Here is a 16,188-nt window from a genome sequence, read left to right as displayed (position 1 = left end):
AAATGGCTGGTCAGATTGCGCGTTCGTTGAGCAGACGGCCGATCTGCTCGGCCTGGCGCAGGGCCAGCGCGACGATGGTGAGGGTGGGGTTCTGGCCGCCGCTGGTGGTGAACTGGCTGCCGTCGGAGACGAACAGGTTGGGGATGTCATGACTCTGGCCCCACTTGTTCACCACGCCGTCACGGGCCTTGGCGCTCATGCGGTTGGTGCCCATGTTGTGGCTGGCCGGGTAGGGCGGCAGCTCGATGACGTCGGTGGCGCCCACGGCCTCGTAGCACTTGGCGGTGGCGGCAACGCCGTGCTTGCGCATGGCGGCATCCATCGGGTGATCGCTCTTGGTCACCACCGGGATCGGCAGGCCGTACTGGTCCTTCTCGCTGTCATGCAGGGTGATGCGGTTGTTTTCCAGCGGCAGGTCTTCGCCGCACAGCCAGACGCCGGACATGTGGTTGTATTTCTCCATCCGTGAGGCGAACTGCTTGCCCCAGCCCTTGGGCGTGGGGTCGAGGAAGGCGGAGAGGAAGGGCAGGCCGAGGGCAAGGATTTCCAGTCGGTAACCGCCGACGAAACCGCGCGACGGATCGTTGTAGGACTCGTCCGAGATCACCCCGGCGCAGGTGGTGCCGCGGTGCATGTTCACCGGCTTGGGCATCACGGCGAAGATTCCGGCAGTGGTGTGGGTCATGTAGTTGCGCCCGACCTGGCCGGAGGAGTTGGCCAGCCCGTCGGGGAACATCGCCGAGGCGGAGTTGAGCAACAGCCGAGGCGACTCGATGGAGTTGCCCGCTACGCAGACCACCCGGGCCTTCTGCCGTTGGATGGCGCCCTGGGCATCGGCATAGACCACGGCGTTGACCTTGCCCTTGGCGTCGTGCTCGATGCGCAGCACCATCGACTGCGGCCGCACTTCACAGTAACCGCTGGCCTCGGCGCGGGGGATATCGGTGTAGAGCGTCGACCACTTCGCGCCCATCTTGCAGCCCTGCATGCAAAAGCCGATCTGCTGGCAGGCGGCGCGGCCGTCGTAGGGCTCTGTGTTGATCGCCATCGGCCCGGAGAGGATCTCCTTGTAGCCGACCCGCTCGGCGCCGGTGGCCAGCACCTTGAAGGAGTTGTGCCAGGGGTGATAGGCCATGCCGGTGCTCGGCCCGGTCACGCCCATGTGCTTCTCGGCCTTCTCGTACCAGGGCGCCATTTCCTCCAGCGTCACCGGCCAGTCGAGCAGGTTGGCTCCGGCGATGTCGCCGTTGATGCTCTGCATCTTGAATTCGAAATCACGAAAACGCAGGGCGATGCCGGCCCAGTGCACCGTGCTGCCACCCACCGCCTTGACGATCCAGGCGGGCAGGGTCGGATTGTTCTCTGCGAGGTGCCAGCCGCCAGCGGCCTGGCGTTTGTCGAGCCAGGAGATCTTCTTGAACATCGCCCACTCGTCGTTCTCGATGTCCTCCAGGCTGAAGCGCTTGCCAGCCTCCAGCACCACGCTGCGAATCTTCTGTTTGGCCAGCGCGTTGGCGAGCGTCCCGCCGCCGGCACCGGAGCCGATGATCACCACGACGCCATCGTCGTCCTGGGCAAAAGTTGCCATGGGGTGTTCCTCATCTTGTTCTTGTTGTTAGCCCGTACCGGCGCGTTCAGAGCCAGTTCAGGTCGTTGAAGCCACGGTTGACATAGCCGCCGTACTCCCAGGACGAGCCCTCGTAGCCGAACAGCGGGAACAGCGCCTTGTTGTCGTACAGGCCGAACATCAGGCTGCTGCGCACGGCCTTGAAGAAGGGGGTGTTTTCGATCTCGGTCAGCAGGGCCACCCGCTCGGCCTCGTCGAGCTGCTCGAACGGCGAACCGTGAACCTCGCGCGCATGCCGTTGCAGTTCATCCAGGCCGCCCGCGACCAGGGCTGGCTGCTCATCCACCAGGCCGAGCAAGGGCTGCACGTAGTGGTGGTCGCTGATGAACGTGTGGGGAAAGACGTCGCGCCCCATGCGCAACAGGCCATCGGGCAGGTCCGGCAGACGTTCCTCGGCGAGCAGGTTCACCGGGATCAGCTGCGACAGACTGAATGCCAGCAATGACTGGCCGGAAAGGGTAAGTAAGCGTCGCCGGTTTAGCGTGCCGTGCGGGCGAGCTGAATCGTGCATGACATAGCTCCTGTTTATTACCCGCAGTTCCGAGATGATCGGACTGCTGGCGATCTTGTTATGCGAAGAGTGTGTTCCGCAAAACGGTAGGAGCAGATGCCATGCCAACTTTATATGGAAGCGTTTATTTAACTTAAGTTATTGTTTAGTAAGTAATTTAAATAGCTGCCAGGTGTTGCGGTATTTAATGTGTAAAGCAGGTTACGCGTTACACCTGTAAAGCGCTGTAAAGCGTTTTACAGGTGGGCGTCAAAAAACATGTATAGATAAAGTGCTTCTAAAGTTCAGGCTGGTCTAGGCGGCTCAATGGTTTATCCTTCGTTTATTGCAGAACAATAAAAGCGTTTCGCAGGAGGCGCCCGCGTCAGGTCTTGCGCGAGCACTTCGAGGAGGAGGCATGAACCTGCTATCCAGCCCCGTCAGCCATATCGACGCCGTGCTTTCCCTGGCCAATGCGCCGCATCTGCCTGGTGACCGGGACCCGATCATCGCGCGCTCCTGGCGTCGTTGCGTGCATGACTACGGCCTGGATCCTGCACGTCCGGCTGAAGCCCGTTTCGTGCCGCGGCAGGTGCTGCGCGAACACCAGGACCAGGCCGACGAGCTGATCAACGTCGCTCGCGCTGGTGTCGAGCAGCTCTACCGGCAGATCGCCGAGCTGGGCTACGTCATCCTGCTGACCGACAATCGCGGCATCGCCGTGCAGTTTCTCGGCGACCCGGCAGACGAAAAGGCGCATCGCAAGACCGGCCTGTTCCTCGGTTCGGACTGGGGCGAAGACCACGCCGGCACTTGCGCCGTCGGCACCTGCATCAAGGAACAGCAAGCGCTTACCTGTCACCAGCACGATCACTTCAGCGTCTGGCACACCAACCTCACCTGCACAGCCGTGCCGATGTTCAACCCACACGGCCAGCTGCTGGCAGTGCTGGATATCTCCGCGCTGCATTCACCACCGACCAAGGATTCCCAGACCTTCGCCCTGCAGCTGGTCAAGCAGTACGCGCGGATGATCGAGGATGCCTATTTCATGCGCGTCTACCGCGAGCGGCCAATCCTCTGTTTCGACGGCTCCCGCGAGTTCGTCCTGATCAACCGCCGCTACCTGCTGGCACTGGGTGACGATGGCGAGTTGCTCGCGGGCAACACTGCCGCCCGTGGCCTGCTGGCCGAGCACGGGCTGATGATGCCGGGCCCCTTTGGCACCCCGGCGCAGGCGCGCATCGATCAGCTGTTCGATTGCGAGCTGGGCGACGTGCTGAGCATTCCCTATGCCAGTAACGACCAGGTCCGCGCCTTTCGCACCCATCGCCACCAACTGTTCTTCGCCGCCTTGATGGAGCCACGGCGCCAGGTAGCGGAGCCAATCGAACGCAGCACACCCGGCGGCCATTCCGCGCTCGATGCGCTGGCTGACGACGACCCGGTGATGCGCAAGATGCTCGCCCGCGCCAGGCGCCTATGCAGCGAACCGCTGAACGTGCTGCTCAATGGCGAAACCGGTACCGGCAAGGAACGGCTGGCCAAGGCGCTGCATGAAAGCGGTTGCCGGCGCAGCAAGCCTTTCGTGGCGATCAACTGCGGCGCGATGCCCGAGTCGCTGATCGAGAGCGAGTTGTTCGGCTACGCCCCCGGCACCTTTACCGGCGCACGTAGCAAGGGCATGCGCGGGCTGATTCAGCAGGCCGACGGCGGCACGCTGTTTCTCGACGAGATCGGCGACATGCCGCTGCATCTGCAGACCCGGCTGTTGCGCGTACTGGCCGAGCAGGAAGTGATGCCGCTGGGCGCCGAAAAACCGGTGAAGGTGGATATCCGCGTGGTCGCCGCCAGCCACCGCGACCTGCGGCAGATGGTCGAGAGCGGGGCGTTTCGTGAAGATCTGTTCTACCGCCTGAACGGCGCATCGCTGAAGCTGCCACCGCTGCGCGAGCGCGCCGACAAAGGCTTTCTCATCGAGCGCGTATTCGCCGAACTCGCCGAGGGCCGCCCGGGCAACCCGCACCTGCGCGGCGACGCCATGAGTGCGCTGCTGGCCTATCCCTGGCCAGGCAACATCCGCGAACTGCGCAACGCACTGCAGTACGCACTGGCGACCTGCGAGGGCAACGAAATCACCGTGCAGGACCTCCCGGACGAATGCCTGCCGCCCATCCTGGCGCGCTGCCGCCAGTCGGCACCGACATCAGAACCCGACTCGGCGGCGGCACTGCGCGACCAACTGCGCCGGCATCGCTGGAACGTCAGCGCGGTGGCGCGGGAGCTTGGCGTGTCGCGGCCAACCGTTTACCGACGGATGCGTGTGCTGGGGATCGAAGCGCCGGTGTGATTGGCGTCGGCGGTGAGGCGCGGGCGAGCTTTCGTTTGTTTGTAGCCGCGATATCGCGGTAGGGGAGAGGGCGAGGCTTCGGCGTGCATTGGGAGGTGGTTGTCGATGCGGCCTTTCAGGAGCTGTTCTGGAGAGGTTTCACTCTATTAATAATTACCCCGGCTGCTCCCCCGCCCACGGCATGACGATTTGAATATCCCCAATAAGCAGCTGCGCCGCAACCATCCAAATCACCGCACCCATCAACCCCAGCGACAGATGCCCGACCACGATGCCGATGGAGATCTGTTTCCAGAGCCCTGCGTATTGATTGGATGGGGTAGGAGCAGCGGTACGGTAGGGCGTTTCGCGCTCGGCGCGGATGTTGTCGAAATCGTCTCTCATGGTGCGCTCTCGGTGCGGTTGGCTAAACGGCGGGCACAAAAAAAGGGTTCAGCTTTCGCTGAACCCTTTTGAATTTGGTGGCTACGCAGGGACTTGAACCCCGGACCCCAGCATTATGAATGCTATGCTCTAACCAACTGAGCTACGTAGCCAAGTGGCGCGCATTATTCGCGCCGCGCGGTTGTGTGTCAACCCTCCGGGTGCGCTTTTTCTACCTGCTTTTTCAAATGCTTATGCCGCCGGTCCGACCGTTGCCGGTGCGCTGTTGATCAATCCCATTTTGGCGCGAATCCGGGGTTGGCCAGGCGCTCGTTGCGGTCCAGCGCGGCGATCTCCTGCATCTCCTCTTCGGTCAGCCGCAGCGTCTGCGCTTCCAGGTTGGCGGCGAGGTTTTCGCGCTTGGTGGAGGAGGGGATCACCGCGAAGCCCTGTTGCAATAGCCAGGCCAGGGCGACCTGGGCGGGGCTGGTGTTGTGGGCTTCGGCGATGCGCTGCAACACGTCGTCCTGCATCACCTTGCCGTAGGCCAGCGGCATGTAGGCGGTGATGTGGATGCCCTGGCTGCGGGCGAAATCGACCACCTTGCGATTCTGCAGGAAGGGATGCACTTCGACCTGGTTGGTGGCGATGTTCTCAGCGCCGATGGCATCGATGGCCTGTTGCATATGGTTGATGGTGAAGTTGGAGATGCCGATGGCGCGAGTCAGGCCGCGCTGCTTGGCGTCCATCATCCGGGCCATGTAGTCGGCAACCGCCAGCTCGTCATTGGGCGATGGCCAGTGCACCAGGGTGAGGTCTACCTGCTCCATGCGCAATTTGCTCAGGCTTTCCTCCAGGCTGGGGATCAGGCGGCCCGCGCCGAGGTTGCTGGTCCAGATTTTGGTCGTCACGAACAGTTCTTCGCGCGGGACGCCGCTCTCGGCAATGGCCAGGCCGACTTCCGCTTCGTTGTCGTAGATCTGCGCGGTGTCGATGTGGCGATAGCCGAGTTCGAGGCCCATCTTCACCGAGTCGATGACTTGCTGCTCCTTGAGACGAAAGGTGCCGAGGCCGAATGCGGGAATGGTCATTGAGCGTTCTCCTGTGGGTTCTCTGGTTAATTCAATGCGAGGCGGTAAGCACCGGCTCGTGAGTATCTGTATTGGGCGTGTGCGCTGGCGTCGCAGCGGATCGGCGATCCAGTTGGCCGCTCCAGTAGGTGAGCGCCAGGGCAACCAGCACGACCAGTGAGCCGATCCAGGCGGTATGGATGAGACCCACGGAGGCGACGATATGTCCGCCGAGCCATGCACCGCCGGCAATGCCGAGGTTGAAGGCGGCGATGTTCAGGCCCGAGGCGACGTCCACGGCGTTCGGTGTGTAGCGTTCGGCCTGGCGCACCACGTAGACCTGCAGGCCGGGCACGTTGCCGAAGGCCACGGCGCCCCAGAGCAGTACGGTTGCCAGCGCCAGCCAAGGATTGCTGGCGGTAAAGGTAAGCGCCAACAGGACGATCGCCAGCAGGCTGAAGATGAGCTTCAGCGCGCTGATCGGCCCGCGGCGGTCGGCCAGTTTGCCGCCCCAGATATTCCCCACCGCTACCGAAACGCCATACACCAGCAGGACCAGACTCACCGCGCCTTCGCCAAAACCGCTGATCTCCTGCAGGATCGGAGCAAGAAAGGTGAACGCGATAAAGGTGCCGCCGTAGCCGACCGCGGTCATGGCGTAGACCAGCAGCAGACGCGGCTGTTTCAGGACGGCCAGCTGCTGGACGAGTGAGGCGGGTTTGCTGTGCTGAATGCTGCGTGGCACGAAGAGCAGGCTGCCGACAAAGGCGATCACACCGAGCAGCGATACGGAGAGAAAGGTTTCCCGCCAGCCGAATTGTTGGCCAATGAAGGTGCCGAGCGGCACGCCAGTCACCAGGGCGACGGTCAGCCCTGTAAACATGATGGCGATGGCGCTCGCGGCTTTCTCTTTCGAGACCAAGCTGGTGGCGATGGTCGAGCCGATGGAGAAGAACACGCCGTGGGCGAGGCCGGTGACGATGCGCGCCAGAATCAACGATTCGTACCCCGGCGCCTGCCAGGCCAGCAGGTTGCCGGCAGTGAACAGTACCATCAACGACAGCAGCAACAACTTGCGCGGTACCTTGCCGGTCAAGGCTGTGAGCAGCGGGGCGCCGACCGCGACGCCCAAGGCGTACAGGCTGACCAGCAGCCCGGCTGAGGGCAGGCTGACACCGAGGTCTCCGGCAATGGTGGGGATCAGGCCGACGATGACGAACTCCGTCGTGCCGATGGCGAATGCGCTGAGGGTCAGCGCGAGCAGGGCGATGGGCATGGGATGAAACTCCGGTTGGATTGCATGGCGCGCAGTGTCTACCGCAGACTCATGCGGAAAAACCGGGTCTCAGGCCAAACATAATTGACTGCGAGTCACAGATGAAAACCACGCTCGACGAGTTGCAGGCGTTTACGGCGGTCATCGATACCGGCTCGATATCCAGTGCGGCGATGCAGTTGGGGCAGACCGCTTCGGGGGTCAGCCGAGCCCTGAGTCGGCTGGAAGCCAAGCTCGCCACCACGCTGCTGCGGCGCACAACCCGGCGCCTAGAGCTGACGGAGGAGGGCGCGGCCTTTCTGGTTCAGGCCAGGCGGATTCTCGAAGCGGTGGAAGAGGCCGAAGAGCAGATGTCGCGTCGCCTGCAGCGTCCGGCGGGGCGGCTGCGGGTCAACGCTTCGGCACCCTTCATGCTGCATGTGCTGGTGTCGCTGGTCGGCGGGTTTCGCGAGCGCTATCCGGACATCGAGCTGGAATTGCACAGCAGCGACCAGATCATCGATCTGCTCGAACATCGCACCGATCTGGCGCTGCGCCACGGTCCGTTGCGTGACTCCACCCTGCATGCGCGGCCGCTGGGTCGCAGCCGAATTCGTGCCGTGGCCAGCCCGGGCTATCTGGCGCGCCACGGCATGCCGCAGCAGGTGGAGGACCTGGCGAAGCACAGCCTGATCGGTTTCACCCAGCCGGAGAGCCTCAATCAATGGCCGCTGCGTCATCCCCTTGGCGAGACTTGGCCCATCGTGCCGAGCCTCTGGGCATCGAGTGGCGAGACGGTGAGGCATCTGGCGCTGGCCGGCCAAGGTATCGCCTGTTTGTCGGACTTCATGACCGCGCGCGATCGTGCCGATGGTGCGTTGGTCGAGGTGCTGGCCGAGGCGAACGCCAGGGTGCTGCAGCCGATCCATGCGGTGTACTACCGCAATACCGCGCTCGCCGCGCGCATCACCTGTTTTCTCGACTACCTGAGCGAGTGCCTGGGCGAGCAGGAATGGACACGCTAGGACGACCGGGTCGAACCATGGCAGCCCGGGCCTGCCTAACGCAGCAGGCACACCTGCGAGGAGACCATCATGCTCAGCATTACCCTCCCAAGCGATCCGCCGCTCTATCCTTGGCTGGCGGACGAGTCGCCACTGAACGACCTGGACGACGCCGAAAGTGATACCGAACTGGACGACGGCGACACGCTGCCCGACGAGGTGCTCGAGAATCTGGAGAAGGAGCCACCGCCACCGGATCCGATACCCGACCCCGGCGTGATGTAGCACCTGACCCTGGCTGCGTCGAGTTGCGCGCTATGGCCTGCGGCGGGTGCGGCCTGACGCGGGAGCGCCTGATCAACTCCGTGCGAGCCACCGTTCGCGAATTACGGGAACACGCTGACTGATCGTGCCTACGCCCCGTGTTGACCGTTCGGGGGCGGCCGCCTGCGTTTACCGCGCTGCTACCAAAACCACCTGCAGGGCTCAGCGCTCCGTGACATCATCGGGGCGCGAAGGGCGAGCTCCGACGTGCCTCGGCGGAGCGACCGCTAGATCGATCGAGCCCTACTGACCTTTTCGCACACCGAAACGCCGACTATTCAAGCAAACGGCGCGCTTCCTCACTCAAGAGACGTAACGCATGAACAGGCGGTTATTGGTTGGTGTTTTGCTGATTGGCCTGCATGTATTCATTGGCGTCACGCTGGTTTCAGATCTCTCGCTCGGGCTGTTCGGCACGGGGCTGGCGTGGGTCTATCTCGCGCTTTCGGCCGTGCTGATGCGCTATGGGGTGCTGGTGCGAGGGGCGGGCAATGCGCTGTTGGCGTGGTCCGGACTGCTCGCGATGGGAATCTTTTCCAGCCTGGCGGTTTTTTCGCTGCTGCGTGCTTTCGTGGTGGCGCTGGCCTCGCTCTGGGGCTCGGCGCCGGAGGGCTTTGCACGGGGTTCCGCGTTGGCCGTGATTGCGGCTGTCGTGGCGGTGACGCTGTTCGGCTTGCTCAACGCACGGCGCACTGCTCGGGTTGTCGAGCGCGACATCGTGGTACGCAATCTCCCCGCGGCTCTGGAGGGCTTCAACATCGTCCAGCTCAGTGACATTCACGTCGGGCCGACGATCAAGCACGGCTATATCGATGCAATCGTCCGGCGGGTCAATGGGCTCTCACCTGATCTGATTGCGATCACCGGTGATCTGGTGGATGGCAGCGTGGCAGACCTGGCGGACGACATTGCGCCAATGGCGCAACTGCAGGCACGCCACGGGGTGTATGTGGTCACGGGTAATCATGAGTACTACTCCGGTGCGGACAGCTGGATCGCCGAGTTCGAACGCTTGGGGATGCGCGTGTTGCTCAATCGTCATGTTCAGCTCGAGCACGGCGGCGCGCGCCTGGTTTTGGCCGGCATCGCCGACTATTCGGCCGAACTGTTCCGGCCCAGCCATCGAAGCGATCCGGTTGCGGCGTTCGCCGGTGCGCCCACCGATGCCCCCCGCATCCTGCTGGCGCACCAGCCGCGTTCAGCGAAGGCGGCAGTGGAGGTGGGCTGCGACCTGCAGCTGTCGGGGCATACGCACGGCGGCCAGTTCTGGCCCTGGATGCATTTCGTGCGCTGGCAGCAACCGTGGGTGGCAGGGCTGCAGCGCGTCGGCGACATGCAGATCTACATCAGTCGTGGCACCGGTTATTGGGGGCCGCCGCTGCGCTTCGGCGCACCGTCGGAGATCACGCGGATTCGTTTGGTCAGGGCCACCTAACGATCTCCCTGCGCCTGGGAGCCGGGGTCGCCTAGCCTGCGGCTCGCGCCATAGCGGGTCGTTGCCTCAGCTTCTTTATTGCGTGCGAGCTTTCTCGCGCGCCGAGCGGTTCGCTGCTGCTCGTGCCCGATGCTATGGGACGATCGCGCCTGCTCGGCTTTGGCCGATTCTTTCAGGCGTGCTTCTGGCTTAGACTGCTCCGACCATCACGCAAGGAGTGCACTATGCGGCGCGAGTCAGTGCGTTATTGCCGTTCCTTAATGACATTGCTCGTACTGACCTGTGCCACGTCATTGCGGGCCGAAGATCCGTTGCTTTCGAGCGATATTGATAGGTCGGCTATCGCCGCCGACCGCCAGGCGCGTGGCGTTTTGCGCGCGCGCGATCAGGCGGTATTGGCCAGCGAATTGGCGGGGCGGATCATCGAGATGCCCTTTGCCGAGGGGCAGCCATTTCACAAAGGTGACGTGCTGGTGCGTTTCGACTGTAGCGCCTACCAGGCGCAGCTCAACGCCATGCAGGCCGCGGCGCGGGCGGCGAGCGAGGAGCTGGCGCACAAGAAGCAACTGGCGGCGCTGAATTCGGTCGGTCGCTTCGAGGTCAGTCTGGCCGAGGCGCGCCGAGCACAGGCCGAGGCCGAGGCGCAGGTCTATCGCGTCCAGGTCAAGCGTTGCAGCGTCGCGGCGCCGTTCGACGGCCAGGTGGTGCAGCGTCGCGTGCAGCCCCACGAAAGCGTGGCCAGCGGGACGCCGATGTTGGAAGTCGTGGATAACCGCACGCTGGAAATCCATCTGCTGGTGCCGTCGCGCTGGCTGGCCACGCTTAAACCCGGGCAGCGTTTCACCTTCGTCCCGGATGAGACCGGGAAGCCGTTGCAGGCCGAGGTCAAGCGCCTGGGGGCACGCATCGATGAGGGCAGCCAGACATTGCTGCTGATCGCGGCGTTGCCTGCGGATGCCAGCGGTCTGTTGGCGGGAATGAGCGGTAGCGCGCAGTTCGAGGGGGCGCCATGACCGCTGCTCAGCAACACCCGACCGAGCGGCTATTCGCCGAATTTCTCAGCCTTGAGCGCCAGGCCCGTGCGGCGCGTGATATCGATGGCCTGGCCTACGCCCTGGTCAACGACGCCCAGGCGTTGTTCGGCTACCGCCATGCGGCATTGCTGATCGCCGGGCGAGTACGGGCGCTGACGGCGGTCAGCGTGGTCGAGCCTCATGCGCCCTTCGTCGCCTTTGTCGAGAACGCCACCGGCCAATTGCTCGCCCAGGGGCGCCTGGACAAACCGCAAGTGGTAACCGCCGATACGTTGAATGCGCAGGTTCAGTCCGACTGGCGAAGCCTGTCGGCGGAGGCGGTGTTTTGGTTGCCCCTGGTCGACCATCAGCAAAAGCCCTACGGCGGCTTGTGGATTGCCCGCGAGCTGTCCTGGAGCGGCGCGGAACAGGCGCTGCTGGTGCAGCTCGGCGATTGTTACAGCCATGCCTGGCAAGCGCTGCAACCACGCAAGCCCTGGCGGCTGCGCTGGCCGCGGCGCAAGGTCGCGATTGCGGTGGCGGCGGTTCTGGCGCTGTTGCTGCTGCCGGTGCGCCAGTCCGTACTGGCGCCGGCCGAGGTGGTGCCCCTTGACGGTCAGGTGGTCGCCGCGCCGCTCGATGGCGTGATCGCCGAGTTTCTGGTCAAACCCAATCAGGCTGTGAAGCAGGGCGACGTACTGGTGCGTTTCGATGCCACCAGCATCAAGGCGCAGGCGGACGTCGCCGAGCGCAGCTTGCAGGTCGCCGAGGCAGAATTGCGTGCCAATGCGCAGCGTGCCTTCAGCGACGCCGAGTCGGGTGCGCGCATCGATCTGTTCACCGCCCGCGTGGCGCAGAAACGCGCCGAGCGCGACTATGCCCGCGAGCTGCTGGCACGCACCGAGGTCAAGGCCGAGCGCGACGGCATCGCGGTGTTCGCCGATGCCCAGCGTTGGACCGGTTTGCCGGTGCAGACCGGCGAACGGCTGATGGTGGTGGCCGATCCAAAGCAGGCCGAGCTTCGTATCGATCTGGCCGTGGCGGATGTGCTGGCCTTCGAGCCGGGCGGTGAGGTTGCCTTGTTTCTCGACAGCGATCCCCTGCACCGGCATAGCGCCCGGCTGCAGCGCCTGGCCTATGAGCCGCAGGCCGTTGCCGGCGGCCACCTGGCCTATCGTCTGGACGCCGAATTCGAGCGGGCACCGCCGCGCATCGGCCTGCGCGGCACGGCGAAGTTGTATGGAGAGCGGGGCCCGCTGGCCCTCTATCTGCTGCGCCGGCCATTGGCGGCGTTGCGTCAGACAGTGGGGCTGTAGATGCAGTTACCGGCGCTGCGTCCCGATCTGCAATTGTCCACGGCCGCTCCGGCGCGTGATGGTGCGCCGCAATGGACTCTGGCCGACCTGCTACGCGGGCGTTACTTCAAACTGGGCGCTAGTGCGATGCGGCTGTTGCGCCATTGGACGCTGGGCGACGCGGGGGAAGTATTGCGTGCCGCCAACCTCGATGCTGGCGAACACCTGGACGCGTCGGACTTGGAGGAAATGCTGCGCTTCCTGCGTGGCCATGACCTGATCGTCGCCCAGGATGCCGAGCAACGCGGCAGCTTTGCGTCGAAGGCGGCGTCGCAGCGTCAGGGTTTCTGGAAAAGCCTGCTGCACCAGTACCTGTTCTTTCGTATTCCGCTGTGGCGACCGGATGCCTTTCTCGACCGGACCTGGCCCTGGCTCAGGCGTTACGGCCCAGGTCTGTTGCGCTATGGTCTTCCCATGTTGCTGGCCTTCGGGGTGTTCCTGGTTGCGCGCGACTGGCAGCGATTCATCGCCACCTTTCCGCATCTGTTCAGCCTGGGCGGCGCGTTGGCCTTCGGCGTAGCGCTGGTGTTCGCCAAACTCTGCCACGAGTTCGGCCATGCCTATATGGCCAAGCGCGCCGGATGTCGCGTGCAGAGCATGGGCCTGGCGTTCATGGTGATGTTCCCGCTGTTCTACACCGATGTCAGCGATGCCTGGCGGGTCAACGATCGCCGTTCCAGGTTGCTCATCGGTGCCGGCGGCGTGCTGGCCGAGCTGCTGTTGGCCTGTGTCGCGTTGCTCGCCTGGTCGCTGTTGCCGGACGGAGCGCTGCGTAGCGCTGTGTTCATGCTCGCCAGCGCCACCTGGATCACCACGGTGGCGGTCAACCTCAACCCTTTTATGCGTTTCGATGGTTATTTCCTGCTCAGCGATCTCTGGGATGTGGAGAACTTGCAGGCACGTGCGTTTGCCCTGTGCCGCTGGCGGCTGCGCGAAGCCTTTTTCGGCTACGGCGAGCCGGCGCCGGAACCCTGGCCGCCCGCGCTGCGGCGCAAGCTACTGATTTGGGGCTATGGCGCTTGGTTATGGCGGGCGGCTTTGTTCCTGGGGATCGCCCTGGCCGTGTACCACATGTTCTTCAAACTATTGGGCGTGTTCCTCATGCTGGTAGAGCTGACCTGGTTCATCGGCCTGCCGATCTGGCGCGAGCTGCAGGAGTGGTGGCGGCGACGCGCGCAGGCGCAACCGGCACGCGCGCTGCTCGTCGGGGCTGCGCTGCTGGGCGTGTTGGTGGTGTTGCTGGTGCCCTGGCGGAGCACCGTGGAAATCCCTGCGATGCTCGAGGCGAGCCGGGTCAGCGCGCTGCACGCGCCGGTCCCTGCGCGGCTGAAGCAGCTCCATGTACACGACGGCCAGACGGTGCGCAGCGGCGACCTGCTGTTGGAGCTGGAGTCGCCGGACCTCGATTCGCGTCAGCAGATCGTGCGCAGCGAGATCGACATTTTGCAATTGCAGTTACGGCGTCAGGCTGGACGTAGCGAGACGGTGGCCGACAGCGCCATCCTCGAGCAGCATCTGGCCGAAGCGGTGGCCGAATACCGTGGCTTGGCTGCGCAGCGTGAGCGTTTGCAGCTGCGCGCCTCGCACGACGGCGTGGTGCGAGACCTGCCGGCGGACTTGGCGGCGGGTCGCTGGTTGTCGCCGCAGCAAACGCTGGTGCGGGTGGTCGAGGAGCGAGCGCGCTTGCGAGGCTACCTGGCCGAGGAGTCGCTATGGCGCATCGAGGCTGGCGCGCAGGGGCGGTTCATCGCCAGTGCCGACCCCTGGTTACCTGGCGTGCCGGTGCGTTTGACCGAGGTGGATGTGACCGGCTCCGCTTATCTGGATCAGCCAGCCTTGGCTTCGGATCAGGGCGGTCCCATTGCGGTGCGCCGCGATGCCCAGCAACGGCCCGAGCCGCAGCAGGCGCAATATGGCGTACGCCTGGTGCCGCGGGACGAGCGGGCGGCGCCACGGCAATCGCTGTTGGGCGTGGTGGTGCTGGAGGGAAGGGGAGAATCCATCCTGGGCGCCATTTGGCGTCGGATGGCGGCGCTGGGGGTGAGGGAAAGTGGGTTCTAGATCGGATCGGTCGGCGGCGCTGCTGCCGATACCACTCAATCAAGGAAGCTGGTATGGCTGACAGCCCGCTACCGCTCTGTTCGCGCTTGTCCCTTCGCTGCGAGATGCCGCCGCTGCTCGAAGCGTTGCAGCGGATACCGGTTGATGCCTGGCAAGCGCATTTCAACAGCACTTACTACCAGGGCGACTGGAGCGGGGTGGCGTTGATCAGCCCCGAAGATGCGCTCCTGCCGCTCGCGCCTGGGCGTGGCGCCCCACGTCGCAGTGCCTGGTGGCAGGACGAACCCGCTTGGCACGAGGTGCTCGGCCACTTTCAAACTTCGCTGCGCAGCGCGCGCCTGCTACGTCTGGGGCCAGGGTCGGCTATCCAGGAACATTGTGACCACGATCTGGGCCTGCCCGGCAGCGATCTTCGTCTGCATATCCCGCTGCTCAGCCCAACAGGGGTCGAGTTTCTGCTCGACGGCCTGCAGGTGCCGATGCGGCCAGGTGAGTGCTGGTTTCTCGATCTGTCCCGCCCGCATCGTGTGACCAACCCCAGCGGCTCGCCGCGCGTTCACCTGGTGCTCGATTGTTTACCGCAGGCATGGCTGTTGCGGGCAATCGTCGAGTGCCAGGCAACCACACCCGTGCTGCAACCCAGTGCGGCGATGCAGGCATTCGCACGCTTGCGCCGAATCATCGCGAGCGATGCCGATCTGGCGCAGCGCCTACGTACCCTGACCGACAATGGGGAATTCATCGAGGCGACACTTAAGGTGGGAGCGGAATTGGGGTTGGAGTTTTCTGCGGCTGACGTTCGTGCGGCGATGCGTCAGGGCAGGAGTGAGTGGGCTGCGTTATGGCGAGCCTGACGGTTGCTCCCCAGACGGTCGACGAGATGCGCGGCTGGTTGCCGATCAGGGTCTGGCCAGGCGACGGCGAATGGCGTGTCGACTGGTGCTGGTTTGGCGAGCAGCAATTGACCCAGCCGTTCTATCGCGATGAGGTGGATCTGGCGCTGCGATTGCCGTTCAATCAGGCGTTTCGTCGCGATACGCCATTGACGGCGCTTCTCGACTGGCAGGCGGCGAGCCCGGGTCTGATGCCCACTGCGTTCGTCTTTCACGCGTCGCGCTGTGGCTCGACCCTGCTGGCGCAGATGCTGGCGCGGCTCGATACACACATCGTGCTGTCCGAACCGCCGCCGCTGGATCAGTTGCTGCGCGCGCATTACGGCAGCGAGCTGCATGGTGCTGAGCATGAGCAGTGCGCGGCTGTTCGCGCCATGCTCTCGGCGCTGGGCCAGCGTCGTAATGCTCAAGCGTCACACCTGGTGGTCAAGCTGGATGCCTGGAATCTTTATGAGCTGCCGCTGCTCCGTCGCTGCTTTCCCGATACGCCCTGGTTGTTCCTCTACCGCGACCCGCTGGAAATCGCGGCCTCGCATTGGCATCAGCCGGGTATGCACATGGTGCCTGGCTTGATTGGCGAGTCGCCGCTGAACCTGGCGGGCGAACCATCGACGCCGCGCGAGGCCTTCATTGCTCGTCGCCTCGGTCGGCTCCTGCAAACCGCTGTCGATCTGCATCGTCAATATGGCGGTCTGCTACTCAATTACAACGAGCTGCCAATGGCGTTGGACGGCAGGTTGCGCACGCTGTTCGGACTCGATGCCGCTCAGGTCGCGGCGGCCCTGGCGAGCAGTGGGCAAAACGCCAAACGGCCGGAGCAGGTCTTTGTCGCGGATGGCCAGGGTAAGCGTGACGGCGCTTGTGCGTCGTTGCGTGAGGCGGTCAGTCGCTGGGCTGCGGAGCCCTATCATGATCTCGAGGCGCTGCGTCTGCGGCAGCTGGGTTAAG

14 protein-coding genes and 1 tRNA gene are annotated in these 16,188 nt (G+C 64.2%); 9 read left to right on the top strand and 6 right to left on the bottom strand.

The features are described 5' to 3' along the window. Window positions 1-10: 10 nt before the first annotated feature. Complete coding sequence (locus tag ACL0K2_RS08275) at window positions 11-1,588, bottom strand: GMC family oxidoreductase (protein ID WP_413044203.1); 1,578 nt, start codon at window positions 1,586-1,588, stop codon at window positions 11-13. Window positions 1,589-1,634: 46 nt separating this feature from the next. Beyond that, window positions 1,635-2,138 (bottom strand): gluconate 2-dehydrogenase subunit 3 family protein, encoded by a 504-nt coding sequence (locus ACL0K2_RS08270; protein WP_413044202.1) that lies wholly within the window; start codon window positions 2,136-2,138, stop codon window positions 1,635-1,637. 397 nt (window positions 2,139-2,535) lie between these two features. Between ACL0K2_RS08270 and ACL0K2_RS08265 the strand changes: the two genes are divergently transcribed. Next, window positions 2,536-4,467, top strand: coding sequence for a sigma-54-dependent Fis family transcriptional regulator (locus ACL0K2_RS08265; protein WP_413044201.1), 1,932 nt, complete (start codon window positions 2,536-2,538; stop codon window positions 4,465-4,467). Between the two features lie 153 nt (window positions 4,468-4,620). Here ACL0K2_RS08265 and ACL0K2_RS08260 read toward each other — a convergent pair whose 3' ends face one another. The 4 genes from ACL0K2_RS08260 to ACL0K2_RS08245 all read right to left on the bottom strand — a co-directional run bounded on the left by ACL0K2_RS08260 (window position 4,621) and on the right by ACL0K2_RS08245 (window position 7,176). Continuing rightward, window positions 4,621-4,851, bottom strand: a complete 231-nt coding sequence (locus ACL0K2_RS08260; protein ID WP_413044200.1) for a hypothetical protein — start codon at window positions 4,849-4,851, stop codon at window positions 4,621-4,623. Between the two features lie 75 nt (window positions 4,852-4,926). Further along, window positions 4,927-5,003 (bottom strand) — tRNA-Met (locus tag ACL0K2_RS08255). A 117-nt stretch (window positions 5,004-5,120) separates the two neighbouring features. Further along, complete coding sequence (dkgB, locus tag ACL0K2_RS08250) at window positions 5,121-5,921, bottom strand: 2,5-didehydrogluconate reductase DkgB (RefSeq protein WP_413044199.1); 801 nt, start codon at window positions 5,919-5,921, stop codon at window positions 5,121-5,123. Window positions 5,922-5,952: 31 nt separating this feature from the next. Then, on the bottom strand, window positions 5,953-7,176 hold the full coding sequence (locus ACL0K2_RS08245; protein WP_413044198.1) for an MFS transporter: 1,224 nt from the start codon (window positions 7,174-7,176) through the stop codon (window positions 5,953-5,955). A 101-nt stretch (window positions 7,177-7,277) separates the two neighbouring features. Between ACL0K2_RS08245 and ACL0K2_RS08240 the strand changes: the two genes are divergently transcribed. The 8 genes from ACL0K2_RS08240 to ACL0K2_RS08205 all read left to right on the top strand — a co-directional run bounded on the left by ACL0K2_RS08240 (window position 7,278) and on the right by ACL0K2_RS08205 (window position 16,187). Beyond that, entirely contained in the window at window positions 7,278-8,180 is a 903-nt protein-coding gene (locus tag ACL0K2_RS08240) for a LysR substrate-binding domain-containing protein (protein WP_045163381.1), read from the top strand. Window positions 8,181-8,249: 69 nt separating this feature from the next. Beyond that, the gene (locus ACL0K2_RS08235; protein WP_052679340.1) at window positions 8,250-8,444 is read left to right on the top strand and encodes a hypothetical protein; all 195 of its coding nucleotides are present in this window, start codon (window positions 8,250-8,252) and stop codon (window positions 8,442-8,444) included. 358 nt (window positions 8,445-8,802) lie between these two features. Then, window positions 8,803-9,918, top strand: coding sequence for a metallophosphoesterase (locus ACL0K2_RS08230; RefSeq protein WP_045163379.1), 1,116 nt, complete (start codon window positions 8,803-8,805; stop codon window positions 9,916-9,918). Between the two features lie 260 nt (window positions 9,919-10,178). Beyond that, window positions 10,179-10,931, top strand: a complete 753-nt coding sequence (locus tag ACL0K2_RS08225; RefSeq protein WP_413044453.1) for an efflux RND transporter periplasmic adaptor subunit — start codon at window positions 10,179-10,181, stop codon at window positions 10,929-10,931. After that, the gene (locus tag ACL0K2_RS08220; RefSeq protein WP_045163377.1) at window positions 10,928-12,247 is read left to right on the top strand and encodes an efflux RND transporter periplasmic adaptor subunit; all 1,320 of its coding nucleotides are present in this window, start codon (window positions 10,928-10,930) and stop codon (window positions 12,245-12,247) included. The genes ACL0K2_RS08225 and ACL0K2_RS08220 overlap by 4 nt, the downstream gene beginning before the upstream one ends. Beyond that, window positions 12,248-14,347, top strand: coding sequence for a biotin/lipoyl-binding protein (locus tag ACL0K2_RS08215; protein WP_413044197.1), 2,100 nt, complete (start codon window positions 12,248-12,250; stop codon window positions 14,345-14,347). 53 nt (window positions 14,348-14,400) lie between these two features. Beyond that, the gene (locus ACL0K2_RS08210; RefSeq protein ID WP_045163375.1) at window positions 14,401-15,201 is read left to right on the top strand and encodes an aspartyl/asparaginyl beta-hydroxylase domain-containing protein; all 801 of its coding nucleotides are present in this window, start codon (window positions 14,401-14,403) and stop codon (window positions 15,199-15,201) included. Next, on the top strand, window positions 15,189-16,187 hold the full coding sequence (locus ACL0K2_RS08205) for an aspartyl beta-hydroxylase (RefSeq protein ID WP_045163374.1): 999 nt from the start codon (window positions 15,189-15,191) through the stop codon (window positions 16,185-16,187). The genes ACL0K2_RS08210 and ACL0K2_RS08205 overlap by 13 nt, the downstream gene beginning before the upstream one ends. Window position 16,188: the final 1 nt, after the last annotated feature.

The organism is Pseudomonas sp. YJ42, from assembly GCF_047225135.1.
Lineage (GTDB): Bacteria > Pseudomonadota > Gammaproteobacteria > Pseudomonadales > Pseudomonadaceae > Stutzerimonas > Stutzerimonas stutzeri_E.
Note: the sequence above shows the minus strand (reverse complement) of the source record. Positions and strands in the feature narration are given on the sequence as shown.

Coding starts and splice junctions, on each gene's coding strand:
- ACL0K2_RS08265 (WP_413044201.1), top strand. CDS start 2,536: ATGAACCTGCTATCCAGCCCCGTCAGCCATATCGACGCCGTGCTTTCC.
- ACL0K2_RS08235 (WP_052679340.1), top strand. CDS start 8,250: ATGCTCAGCATTACCCTCCCAAGCGATCCGCCGCTCTATCCTTGGCTG.
- ACL0K2_RS08205 (WP_045163374.1), top strand. CDS start 15,189: ATGGCGAGCCTGACGGTTGCTCCCCAGACGGTCGACGAGATGCGCGGC.
- ACL0K2_RS08260 (WP_413044200.1), bottom strand. CDS start 4,851: ATGAGAGACGATTTCGACAACATCCGCGCCGAGCGCGAAACGCCCTAC.
- ACL0K2_RS08210 (WP_045163375.1), top strand. CDS start 14,401: ATGGCTGACAGCCCGCTACCGCTCTGTTCGCGCTTGTCCCTTCGCTGC.
- ACL0K2_RS08225 (WP_413044453.1), top strand. CDS start 10,179: ATGACATTGCTCGTACTGACCTGTGCCACGTCATTGCGGGCCGAAGAT.
- ACL0K2_RS08245 (WP_413044198.1), bottom strand. CDS start 7,176: ATGCCCATCGCCCTGCTCGCGCTGACCCTCAGCGCATTCGCCATCGGC.
- ACL0K2_RS08270 (WP_413044202.1), bottom strand. CDS start 2,138: ATGCACGATTCAGCTCGCCCGCACGGCACGCTAAACCGGCGACGCTTA.
- ACL0K2_RS08275 (WP_413044203.1), bottom strand. CDS start 1,588: ATGGCAACTTTTGCCCAGGACGACGATGGCGTCGTGGTGATCATCGGC.
- dkgB (WP_413044199.1), bottom strand. CDS start 5,921: ATGACCATTCCCGCATTCGGCCTCGGCACCTTTCGTCTCAAGGAGCAG.
- ACL0K2_RS08240 (WP_045163381.1), top strand. CDS start 7,278: ATGAAAACCACGCTCGACGAGTTGCAGGCGTTTACGGCGGTCATCGAT.
- ACL0K2_RS08220 (WP_045163377.1), top strand. CDS start 10,928: ATGACCGCTGCTCAGCAACACCCGACCGAGCGGCTATTCGCCGAATTT.
- ACL0K2_RS08230 (WP_045163379.1), top strand. CDS start 8,803: ATGAACAGGCGGTTATTGGTTGGTGTTTTGCTGATTGGCCTGCATGTA.
- ACL0K2_RS08215 (WP_413044197.1), top strand. CDS start 12,248: ATGCAGTTACCGGCGCTGCGTCCCGATCTGCAATTGTCCACGGCCGCT.